This window comes from Ruoffia tabacinasalis (assembly GCF_005864045.1).
Taxonomy (GTDB): domain Bacteria; phylum Bacillota; class Bacilli; order Lactobacillales; family Aerococcaceae; genus Ruoffia; species Ruoffia tabacinasalis.
Genome location: NZ_VBSP01000060.1, coordinates 1 through 11,322, shown reverse-complemented (window position 1 = coordinate 11,322; position 11,322 = coordinate 1). Strand labels below are relative to the sequence as shown.

The window sequence follows — 11,322 nt, the reverse complement described above, 5'->3', positions numbered from 1 at the left end:
TTCATATAACTAGTAACTAAATTATACCAATTACACCTGAAAAAATGAATTAATAAGCAGGTTTATTTGGCATGGGTAATAATCAATCTAAATTTCTAAATATTTCACTTGACTAAACGTAGGAAAAGAAGCATTCTTACATGCTTCTTCAACTTCATAACTTATCTTGAATATGGAACGTCGGTTCTCATCACTACTTGTTGGCGTTCATTGTGGATTTCTGCACCAAATGGGAAGAGTGCGAGTTTCACTAATTTGAACTGTTGTAAGCCAAATGGAATCCCAATAATGGTCACACATAATATTAAGCCACTAAATAAATGCATAGCTGCGATTTCAATTCCGCCAAAAATAATCCATAAAATATTCATAAGGAAACTTCCCCCACTATTACTGTGGTAAACTTCACGTCCCATGGGCCATGCAGATAGACTCGCAATCTTAAAACATTGAATCCCAACTGGAATTCCAATAATTGTTATACACCAGAGCAAACCAATGAAGCCCCAGGTGATAAAATTAATAAAGCCTCCAAAGATAAACCAAATTAAATTACCTAAAAATTTCATATATAATCAATTCCTTTCAACTTGTACTTCCTTACAATACTAAGTATATACGAAATTCTGCCTTCTGTTATCATCCTTGAGACGTAATTTTGAAAGAATTGTTAAACAATTGCTAAATCTTCTAATGTTGAAAAGAAGTAATATATTTGCTGACGCCAGTCATGCAAATCATGGGCAACATCATGTCCCCAATAATCAAACCAGCCTGGAATTCCTTTAGCATTGAATACTTCATCTAATTTACGTGTCGCTGTGACGTGCGGCCCTTCCCAATCGCCTTGACCAACTGAGACAATGAATTGATTCTGTCGGTATTGATCTAAGAACCATGGATCAGACATATTCCACAAGAAATCAATCGGAGAATTCTCATAAGTAGCAATATCGCTACCAAATTCGCCGGTAAAGTATCTCGCATCATAAACACCACTTTGTGAGATGGTTAGTCCAATAATATCCGGGTGTCTTAAGGCAAACAGCATTGAGTGGAAGCCACCCATACTACAACCAGTCGCAATCATCTTCCCGCCCCATTGAGATTCGTGACGGACTAAGGGAATGAACTCATGCACTAAATACTTATCATACTGATTATGTGCTTTTGCCTTATCGTGTGCTGATTTACCAGTGTCATTCCAAGATTCTGAATCGATACTGCTCACAGTATAAAGATGAATTTGTCCTGATTCGATGAAACCACTTAAAGTTTCTACCATCTTAAAGTCAGCATACTCATCCTTACTCCCACCACTTGATGGGAATACAATCACTGGCGTACCGCCATGCCCATAACGGTTAAAATACATTTCACGGCCTAAATGCCCACTATAGTGACTTCTTGCTTCAAAATGCATTGTTTACGCCTCCTGTCTTTGAGCGATGGTTTTAAGCATTTCATTAATTTTCTTTTCTGATGGCGACTTCATAATAAATCCTATATCTCCCATTGCTTTAGCAAAGACGCCTGGAATGTGTACAATGTTTACTAATTCTTTACTGTACTTATCTTTAATTTCTTCATTCGTAAACTTATAATTTAAATGATTTTTTCGTGAGACATAAATCACATGATATGGTCGTGTAATTTCTGCTTCAAATCGATTATCTTTAACTAAATTTGCATATTCTTTAAAAATATCAAAATCATTCGCATAGTTGAACATATCGATTGTAGCGCCTCCGGGTGGTCGGCAGTTCACTTCTAATCCATATAAAGAACCATCTTTTAATCTAAAGAATTCAAAGTGGAAGAAACGCTCTTTTATTTCAAAGGCTTTCACACATTTTTCTCCGAATTCAGCAAGATCCTTAGGTATCTCTCGCTTAATATGGTAATACATATCTGTATCTTGGGTTACAATATCTAAGATAGGTTTATCATTGATTAAAGTAGATGAGAAGACGATATTTCCATCCCGGTCTGTTAAACCATCAAAGGTTACAATTTGTCCATCAATGAATTCTTCCATAATGTAAGGCACCTCTGGTTGTTTAACCTTAAAGAATTCATCTAGTTCTTTTTCGTTTTTGACTTTAACCGTATCGTTTGCACCAACACCAGTATCTGGTTTAATAATGACTGGATACTTTAGACTTTTAATTAGTTTTTTCGCATCGGCTTTGTCTGATATGACACGGCCTTTAGCTACGGGTATCTTTAGTTCACGAAAGACTTCTTTCATCGTTGATTTATATTTAATCAAGCGAATATTGCGATTGTTATAACCGAAGACATTGAAATCTGTCCGCAACTTTGCATCAAGTTCTAACCAGTGCTCGTTATGCGATTCGATGCGATCGATTTTACCGTATTTAAACGCAAAGTAAGCAACAGCTCTATACATGTGATCATAATCATCCATATTATCGACGCGATAATATTCTGTTAAACTATCTCTCAACGATTGACTTAAATTCTCATAAGGTTCATCTGCAATACCTAAGGTATTAATGCCTTTTTCCTTTAAACGAACTGCGAATGTTTCAAAGTTCGATGGAAAATGAGGTGAAATCATGACAAAATTTATTTTCTCGTTCATACCAATGCCTCTTTTCTAAAGTTGATTTCTCATCATTGTTATTGATTTTACTTATAAAAATTATACCATATTAATGAGAATAACTCTAATTCATTTTTAATCTTCTTGCTATATTATTTTACTGGATCGAAAGTATTGACCGTATTAAATTTAGGTGTATACTTTGGATAAATATAATATTTGGGAATGAAGGGCTCCCTTGCCTACGGGCAAAACCGTCTTAAAGACTAATGACTTCTGCATGCTTATTTGAGTGTGTAGAAGTCTTTTTTATATTATTGGAGGGATAAAATGTTAGTAAGTGTAGCGTTGATATTAGTGAGTGGCGTTGTCTTGGAGTATACTTTAAAGAAGCTAAAACTCCCTGCTTTATTAGGTTATTTAATAGCCGGAATATTATTAGGCCCTTTTGGTTTAAATCTTGTTGATTCAGATTTATTACGATTAAGTCCTGACATTCGTCAAGTCGCGTTGATTGTTATCTTAACTCGCGCAGGTTTGTCATTGGATATTAAGCGACTGTTAGAGGTGGGTCGCCCAGCTATCATGATGTGTTTTGTGCCGGCAACCGTTGAGATTATGACTTCGATGATCTTTGGACCTTTGTTTTTTGGCTTTTCTTTAATCCAATCTTTATTGATTGGTGCAATATTAGCAGCGGTCTCTCCAGCGGTAGTCGTCCCACGCATGGTAGATTTAATTCAAACGCATCGGGGTACGAAAAAGCAAGTGCCGCAAATGATATTAGCGGGTGCTTCTTTAGATGATGTCTTTGTTTTAGTTTTATTTTCAGCCTTTTTAACGATTGCTTTAGGAGGTTCTGTCTCAGCTTGGACATTTATGCAAGTGCCTGTTTCAATTATTGCAGGAATTTTTGGCGGGGCAGTCCTAGGTTATTTATTAAACTTCTTATTTGTTTACATTCAATTGAAGCGTGTATTTCAAGTTATGATCCTCTTAGCAAGTGGGATGGTATTGATGCGTTTGGAAACAGTTTTTACAGGTTTATTTTCAGGAATTCTTGCGGTCATCGCAATGAATATTATGATTCGGACTCAATCTGAAAAGTTATCTAATGACTTATCAGGTTCTTTAAACCAAGTTTGGTTTGTCGCTGAGATTTTTCTATTCTTTTTAGTCGGTGTGAGTGTCAATCCGGAAAATGCTTTGTCTTATGGATTCTTACCGATACTCTTTATCATTCTTCTCTCTCTGTGTCGCTTATTTATTGGTGTGAGACTTTGTTTGCTTAATACACCTTTTAATAAGAAAGAGAAGAGATTTGTACTCATGAGTTATTTACCTAAAGCAACGGTTCAAGCTGCTATTGGGAGTGTGCCTTTAGCAAACGGAATGGCTGGTGGAGAATTGATGTTAACTCTCGCAGTCTTGTCAATCTTAATTACAGCGCCAATTGGAGCCATCGGGATGGATTATTTCGCACCGAGATTATTGACAAATGACAGTGAATAAACAGTTTCGGTCGTCTGTTTTAGGTCAGAGAACATTTTCACAATATATTCCCCGATAATAGGGCTTTATTCTGTTTCAATTTAAATATAAATCTGTTACAATGAAAACAATTACAAAAATCAAAGGTGGTGGATAATTTTTGATTGAACTCGTGAATACAACGAAGCGATTTGAAGGAAAATCTGGCTCGTTTCTCGCAGTAGACAATATAAGTTTAAGCATTAAAGACCAAGAAGTTTTTGGTGTGGTCGGAGAAAGTGGTGCAGGAAAATCAACCCTTGTGCGTTTTATTAATGCTTTAGAACGCCCAGATAGTGGACATGTTTTGGTCGATAATGTTGAGGTGCTGTCTTTAAGTAAAGGAGAACTTCAATATTTCCGTAAAGATATTGGGATGATTTTCCAGCAATTTAATTTATTAAATAATAAGACTGTCGCTGAAAATGTACATTTAGCGCTTGAGATACATCCATACGATGACCCTTTGTCGGTGGATGAAGTTCTAAGTTTTGTAGGACTCAGTGATAAAAAGGATCACTACCCTAGCCAATTATCGGGTGGTCAAAAACAACGGGTTGGTATCGCGCGTGCTTTAGTGACGCGTCCGAAAATATTATTATGTGATGAGCCAACGTCTGCTTTAGATGCGAAGATGACGGATGAGATTGTGTCGGTATTAAAACGTGCGCACGCTAAATTCAATATGACCATTGTGATTGTGACCCATGAACTTGATGTGATAAAAGCGATGTGTCACCGCACGGCTATCTTAGAGCATGGAAAATTGGTTGATGTGCTAGATATTAAAGAATCTGATTATATGCCAGAAGCTAAAAGTTATCACGACCGAGTGTTGGAGGTGCTAACAGATGACTGAGTCGATTCAAATATATTTAGATCGGGTGATTGAGTTCGCACCGAGACTGATTGAGAGTTTGCAAGAATCGGGTATTATGCTGAGCTTGGCATCAGTGGTTGCTATCTTTATTGGTATTCCTTTAGGTACCTTGCTTTATTTAACCGCCCCTGGTAAGCCGAGTGAGAACCTTTGGATTTATCAGATTTGTAATATTTTCGTGAATATTGTTCGTTCGTTTCCGTTCCTACTACTTGTCGTTGCAATGCAACCCGCTATTCGTGCCTTGTATGGCCGAGCAACTGGCGATCCCATCGCAGCGTCCTTTCCAATGATGTTAATTGCAATCGCACTTTATGCTCGCTTTGTGGAGCAGTCGTTATTAGAGATTCCTAAAGGTGTCATCGAAGTGGCTGACGCTATGGGTGCTTCTACGAATCAACTCGTAACCAAATTTTTATTTGTCGAGTCGAGAAGCTCACTCATTATCGGTTTTACGACCGCCTTTGTTAGTTTTATCTCTTACTCAACGATTATGGGTGTTGTAGGAGGAGGTGGAATCGGCGATTTTGCGATCCGATACGGTTATCAGCGTTACGAGACTGATATTATGTATACGGCCATCGTAGTGATTATCATTTTTGTACAAATTATTCAATGGTTAGGTTTAAAATTAGCTAAGAAATTAGATAAACGCTAGAAAGCGTATTAAATTTAAAGGAGAATGTAAATGTTTAAAAAAGGTTTATTAGTTAGCGCGTTAGCATTATTAGTTGGAGGCTTTGCTCCAGCAGCCGCGAATGTGTCAGCTCAAGAAGAAGAAAATGTATTAAAAGTCGCTTCTCACTTACCTCCAATGACTGATGTCGTTGAAATCGCTAGTGAAGTTATTGCAGAACCTTATTCGATTGAATTAGTTGAGGTTTCTGACAACATTCAATACAACGAAGCTTTATTAAATGATGAAGTGTTCGCAAACTTTGCTCAACACGAGCCATTCGCTGAAATCTTTAACGAAGAGCGCGATGGTGACTTAGTTGCAATCCAACCGGTTTATAATGCAGTGGTTGGTTTCTACTCATCGGTTTACGATTCAATTGACCAAATTGAAGATGGTGCTGAAGTCGCAATTCCTTCAGATATTACAAACGAAGGTCGTGCATTATTAATTTTAGAAGATCATGATTTAATTTCTTTAAATGATGAGGCTGGTTTATTCCCAACTGTTGAAGATATTGAAGAGAACCCTCATAACTTAGAGTTCACTCACATTGACTTATTAAATTTAACAGGTGCTTATGAAGATGGGATTGAATTGGTATTCAACTACCCTACTTACATCGCAAGCATTGATTTAACAACTGATGACGCATTAATCTTAGAAGACGAAGATGATAATACTTATGCAATTCAACTAGTTATTCGTGAAGGAAATCTTGATACTGACGCTACAAAAGCACTTCAAGCCGCCTTTACTTCTCCAGAAGTACTAGAATTCCTTGATGACCTTGCTACTGAAAAACACCTTGCGCCAGCGTTTAGCTTAGATGGCGAAGAAGATGAAGAAAACGCAGATGAGGAAAGTTCTGAGTCTGAAGAAGAGTCTGCTGAATAATTTAATAATTTTTACAAAAGCAGTGCTTATTGAAAAATAAGTGCTGTTTTTTTTGGTGTGGTGAGGTTGGTGTGTCCCTGAGATTTTTTCAGGGACCATTTTTTCCTTTTGTGTCCCTTACTTTTTCTCAGGGACATATTTTTCTCATTTTTTGAAATATAAGTCTCTGGGCTGATAGTTTTATGGTATATTTACTGTAAAATAATTGTGATAACTATGAAAGGACTGATCTTATGACAGATTGGTGGAAAGATATTAAACGCGTCCTAATGGGGCTTGCCACTGTATTAGGTTTACTATTCATCGTATTCGTTATTAATCAATTTATATTACTTTATCAATTTCTATCCTTACTTCATCCGATACTCGCAATCATTGTATTGAGTGTCATTGGAATTGGTATTCTATATTTCATCTATTCGATGACAAAACAATTACTGAAAAGTCCGAAAGTATTGGAATTGGAAGATGATGCGACGGAAGAAGAGTATGCCGAGTATATTGACAAAACGCTCGATTTATTAAAGAAAAATCCTCGTCTGGTCAATCTTGAAGTTGATGAGGAATTGCCGAAACAAGAACAAGTAGAGTTGTATTTTAAAGAATTAGATGAATTATCTATGCCTCTCATCAAGCAAAATGCAAACGCGATTTTCCTAAGTACGGCGATTTCACAAAATGGTTCCCTAGACAGCCTCGTTGTTCTATTCTCATTACTGAGAATGGTTTGGCAAATTGCGCGAATTTATGAAACACGCCCGTCCCTTGCCAGTTTAGCCAAGTTATATATGCAAGTGGCGAGTGTTGTGTTAATGGCGCGCACCATTGAAGATGCAGATTTAATTGAGTATCAATTAGAACCACTGATTACAACCATCGTTGGTGAAAGTATTGCCTCAGCCATCCCTGGTATGGTGCCCATCGCTAATCTAGTCGTGAGTTCATTAATGGAAGGTGCAGTAAACTCATTCCTGACTATGCGTGTTGGTATTATTACCCAAGATTTCCTCGGACATATTCGCCCTACCGACAAACATAATATTCGTCGCTCTGCTTCATTGCAGTCAATGAAATTTATGGGATCAATTATTAAAGACAATAGTAAAGTGGTCGTTAAGACTGTTGGCAATGCTGTTCGTAAAGCAAGTGTTGGAACAGCTAAACGTTGGTTTAACTTTGGTGAAAGTAAATAGTGTTTCAAAATAAAAAGGATTGTTACCAACGCATAGGCAACAATCCTTTTTTAACTAATCTTGTTTCTTTCCATCTTTTGTATAACTAATCACCTTTGCATCACGATTCTCGGCGATTTCTTTGGCGCGCTCTATCGCGTCTGATTTTTTATCAAAGGTGTCACTCGCTCTTTCGGCGTCAACCGTCTTCACTTTCCACTGTTCATCTTCGTAAAAGACTTCAACATCATTATCTAACAAATCCGGATTGGCGCTACTTGTATCGTGGTCATCGTCTTTTTGTGGATTTGCTTCTTTCTCAAAGGCGTCGCGTTCGCTTTGGCTTGCATTGTTGTACCAATCTTTTCCCTCATTAATCGCAATCGGGATGGCACGGTCGTCTTCATAACCACTCTCTTCGAGGGCATTCGCAATGTCGATAGTTTTCTTTCTCAACAACGGTTCAAAGTTTTTCAATGAGTCTGGGTAATCTTGCATATTCCATGGCATTGTCATCACTCCTTCTCTTTTACCCCATTATACAACTCAAAATCGCACAATCCTATTAATTGCATTTGAATGTATTTCCCAACTATAATATATAGTAAAGGGGAGATTTATATGAAAATAGCTATTATTGGTGCAACAGGAAAAGCTGGAACAGAGTTATTCAAAGAAGCAACAGGACGTGACCACGAAGTCACTGCTGTAGTTCGAAACGCTGAAAAAGCCGCAGACCTTTTAGGTTCAGATGCGAATAGAATTGTGAAAGATGCCTTTGATTTGACTCGTGATGATTTAGAAGGCTTTGATGTGATTGTCAATGCGTTTGCGACTGCTCCTCAAACTGCATATTTACACGTTGATTTAGCTGCAAAATTGGTTCACTTATTCCGTGAAACAACGACCACTCGCCTGTTCTTTATTCTAGGTGCTGGTAGCTTACTTGATGAAAATGATGAGCTGTTTGTCGAAACGATTCGTCAAGATCCTAATTCATCTGCCTTTATTAATGTCCCAGAAGCGCAACTTCAAGAGTTAAACTTCTTACGTGATGTAAACGATGTAAAATGGGTTGGTGTATCTCCAGGGGCTCAACTTATTGAAGGTGAGCAAACAAATTACACGTCAGGAATCGACCATATCTTACAAAATGATAATGGCGAATCAATCACAACTTACAGTACGCTTGCGAAAGCAATTATAGATGAGGTTGAAGCACCTAAGTATCATAAACAACGATTCACAGTTATTAATAAATAAATATAGAAATAACCGCCTTGAGGCTAGACCACAAGGCGGTTTTTAATTTGTGATATAAAGCTTCTAACTTCTCCATCAGTAATAAACTTCCGAGTAAATTTGACGGAATTCCTTGATCCATCGCAACATTGGATAGAACGACAACACCAACACCTTCCGCTTTATTAAAGCCAATGTAAGAGGTGTAACCACCGGTTCCTCCGTCATGCCAAATAATATCCTCCTCTTGATTGAGCATCCATTGATAAGCAACGGCATCAATTCGAATTCCTAAATCGCCATTGTCACCTGAAGTGGCATTCACTTCTCTGAGCGGATCATGAGACGCTTGAATTTCAGCATTCGCTTCTGAAAGTTGCAAGTCCAAGTAACTTAACATGTCCTCGATGTTTGATATTAAAGCCCCTGCCGGGACATATGCTTCCGTGTCTTTTGACCAGCACCAGTTATTTCCTAATGTCGTTTCTTCCTCAAATAAATACGTCTCTTCTAGTCTTAAGTCTTCACTTAGATAATTTTCCAGTAACACAGCATAATTTTCCTCGTAAATACTTTCCAAGACCAGTCCTAATACACCGGCATTAAAATTCGAATATTGAAAAGCTTGCTCGCCTACTTTAGTCGTATTTTCAGCAACTTCTTCAAGCATCATCTCGCGGGTCACACCATGATATGGGTTAGCGCCTTGTGTTAAATTATCAATGATGATTTCATTTTCAAAGAAAGTGGGGTATCCGGATGTATGAGTCAGTAGTTGTCGGATGGTTGGGTAGTCAGTATCTTCCGGTAGGTTTAAATACTCACTGATTGAGTCGTCGATGTTTAATAAACCCTCTTCAACCGCGCGAGCAACTAAAGTACCGGTAAAAGTTTTAGTGATCGAGCCGACTTCATAAGCATGTATTGGCTTTGACTCATCTATACCCTCTTTTGTAAAAACTTGAAATTCTGATTGCCCCTGATCTATGTAGCCAACTGTAATAACCGCATCGTCACTAGCATTCACGGCTTGTTCAATTAGACTATCGAAGGTCGGTACGTCTTGGGCAAAGCTAGGTACGGTTATAAAAGCTGAAAGCATAACGATTGTAGCCAAGCCCCATTTAATGAACCGACGGTGTAATCTCAACATAATAAACTCCTCTAATTAACGTAATTTGATCTGCCCTCTATTATACTGAAACATCTGGACAATATAACCCTTTATGCATAAAAAAAGATTCCCGTACTGCGACAGGAATCTGAGTATTGAAATTAGTCTAAATAATTAGTTTTCGTTGAATCTAACCAGGCGTAACCTAAGCCCATGACGAGCCCACCGCCGATATAGTTGGCAACAAAGACGAGCAACCAATGCATGATAACATTGCCGAAAGTGAAGCTTTCAATGACACCCGGATTTGTGAACATGACTAATGAAAAGCCACCAAAATTCGCAATGACGTGTTCGAAGCCAAAATAACAAAAGATAAATATAATCGCTACAACAAATAAGATTTTGGCACTCGTTTCCTTAATTCGGACCGATCCAATAATGGCAATATTCACTAGAATATTCGCGATGATTCCGTCGAAAAACATGGCTCCGTATGGTTTGGCTAGCTTTGTTTCAATCGCATTATACATATAATGTGTTGCCTCTAAATTGCTAAATAAAGTGGTGCGACTCAACATAAAAGCAATTGCCATACTCCCCAGTAAATTAAATAACGTACACACTAGCAAAATACCCACTGCAGACCGCGCTGGAATCGCTTTGCGGTATGTGGCATTTGTTAAAAACATCATATTAGATGTGGCTAATTCTCCATTGAGTAAGATAATCGTCACTAAGCCCCATGGGAAAAGAAGCGCATAAATGGCCCGACCAATGACTGGATCAATGCCACTAAAGTGGTTGGCAGCAATAAAGGCCACCGCTGATCCTAAGGTCAAATACATTCCTGCATACATCGCTCTCACAGCATATCTGAGAAATTCTGAGCGGTATAAGCTTTCTTTCTTCTTAGCAACGTCATCGATATAATTATTCATTCTAATCTGTCTCCCCCATAAATTTTACACTATTACTATAGCACATTTTTTGTGAGTTGGAAGCAATTCCATAAGTATTTTTTATATAAAATTTTAAAAATAAAAAGCCACTGAGGACTCGTTCACAGATTCATATCCGTAATTCAAGTACTTAAGTGACTTTTATTTTATATACGCCGATTGTAAAATTAAGCTAGACAACTAAAACAGCCATTTGTGGTACACTCAACTTGTAATTCCGACCAAAGAATACAAAGGAGTGACCACAAATGACCTACACCCATCTTACCACGGATGAACT

General features: G+C 37.8%; 12 protein-coding genes and 1 riboswitch. Of the genes, 6 read left to right on the top strand and 6 right to left on the bottom strand.

All coding sequences use genetic code 11. The features are described 5' to 3' along the window. Window positions 1-161: 161 nt before the first annotated feature. From FEZ33_RS11120 to FEZ33_RS11110, 3 genes are all read right to left on the bottom strand, one after another. A complete protein-coding gene (locus FEZ33_RS11120) occupies window positions 162-569 on the bottom strand; it encodes a YccF domain-containing protein (RefSeq protein ID WP_138405451.1) in 408 nt (135 codons plus the stop codon). 101 nt (window positions 570-670) lie between these two features. Further along, complete coding sequence (locus tag FEZ33_RS11115; RefSeq protein ID WP_138405450.1) at window positions 671-1,423, bottom strand: esterase family protein; 753 nt, start codon at window positions 1,421-1,423, stop codon at window positions 671-673. Window positions 1,424-1,426: 3 nt separating this feature from the next. Then, window positions 1,427-2,608: an ATP-grasp domain-containing protein gene (locus FEZ33_RS11110; RefSeq protein ID WP_138405449.1), complete on the bottom strand. Its 1,182-nt coding sequence runs from the start codon at window positions 2,606-2,608 to the stop codon at window positions 1,427-1,429. A gap of 173 nt (window positions 2,609-2,781) precedes the next feature. Then, window positions 2,782-2,855: riboswitch (Fluoride riboswitch) on the top strand. Window positions 2,856-2,899: 44 nt separating this feature from the next. On the opposite strand from FEZ33_RS11110, the gene FEZ33_RS11105 reads away from it, so the two are divergent. The 5 genes from FEZ33_RS11105 to FEZ33_RS11085 all read left to right on the top strand — a co-directional run bounded on the left by FEZ33_RS11105 (window position 2,900) and on the right by FEZ33_RS11085 (window position 7,745). Next, window positions 2,900-4,081, top strand: coding sequence for a cation:proton antiporter (locus tag FEZ33_RS11105; RefSeq protein WP_138405448.1), 1,182 nt, complete (start codon window positions 2,900-2,902; stop codon window positions 4,079-4,081). A 139-nt stretch (window positions 4,082-4,220) separates the two neighbouring features. Continuing rightward, window positions 4,221-4,958: a methionine ABC transporter ATP-binding protein gene (locus FEZ33_RS11100; protein ID WP_138405447.1), complete on the top strand. Its 738-nt coding sequence runs from the start codon at window positions 4,221-4,223 to the stop codon at window positions 4,956-4,958. Continuing rightward, window positions 4,951-5,637 carry a methionine ABC transporter permease gene (locus FEZ33_RS11095; protein WP_138405446.1) on the top strand — a complete coding sequence of 229 codons (687 nt, stop codon included), beginning with the start codon at window positions 4,951-4,953 and terminating at the stop codon, window positions 5,635-5,637. Before FEZ33_RS11100 ends, FEZ33_RS11095 begins: the two co-directional genes overlap by 8 nt. A gap of 30 nt (window positions 5,638-5,667) precedes the next feature. Further along, window positions 5,668-6,552 carry a MetQ/NlpA family ABC transporter substrate-binding protein gene (locus FEZ33_RS11090; protein WP_138405445.1) on the top strand — a complete coding sequence of 295 codons (885 nt, stop codon included), beginning with the start codon at window positions 5,668-5,670 and terminating at the stop codon, window positions 6,550-6,552. A 233-nt stretch (window positions 6,553-6,785) separates the two neighbouring features. Next, window positions 6,786-7,745, top strand: a complete 960-nt coding sequence (locus FEZ33_RS11085; RefSeq protein WP_138405444.1) for a DUF697 domain-containing protein — start codon at window positions 6,786-6,788, stop codon at window positions 7,743-7,745. A gap of 54 nt (window positions 7,746-7,799) precedes the next feature. Here FEZ33_RS11085 and FEZ33_RS11080 read toward each other — a convergent pair whose 3' ends face one another. Continuing rightward, window positions 7,800-8,234 (bottom strand): DUF2188 domain-containing protein, encoded by a 435-nt coding sequence (locus tag FEZ33_RS11080; RefSeq protein WP_138405443.1) that lies wholly within the window; start codon window positions 8,232-8,234, stop codon window positions 7,800-7,802. A 111-nt stretch (window positions 8,235-8,345) separates the two neighbouring features. Between FEZ33_RS11080 and FEZ33_RS11075 the strand changes: the two genes are divergently transcribed. Further along, on the top strand, window positions 8,346-8,987 hold the full coding sequence (locus tag FEZ33_RS11075; protein WP_138405442.1) for an NAD(P)-dependent oxidoreductase: 642 nt from the start codon (window positions 8,346-8,348) through the stop codon (window positions 8,985-8,987). On the opposite strand, the gene FEZ33_RS11070 is transcribed toward FEZ33_RS11075, so the two are convergent. Further along, the gene (locus tag FEZ33_RS11070) at window positions 8,977-10,119 is read right to left on the bottom strand and encodes a serine hydrolase domain-containing protein (protein ID WP_138405441.1); all 1,143 of its coding nucleotides are present in this window, start codon (window positions 10,117-10,119) and stop codon (window positions 8,977-8,979) included. The genes FEZ33_RS11075 and FEZ33_RS11070 overlap by 11 nt on opposite strands. A gap of 122 nt (window positions 10,120-10,241) precedes the next feature. Then, window positions 10,242-11,021, bottom strand: coding sequence for a formate/nitrite transporter family protein (locus FEZ33_RS11065; RefSeq protein ID WP_138405440.1), 780 nt, complete (start codon window positions 11,019-11,021; stop codon window positions 10,242-10,244). Window positions 11,022-11,322 lie beyond the last annotated feature (301 nt).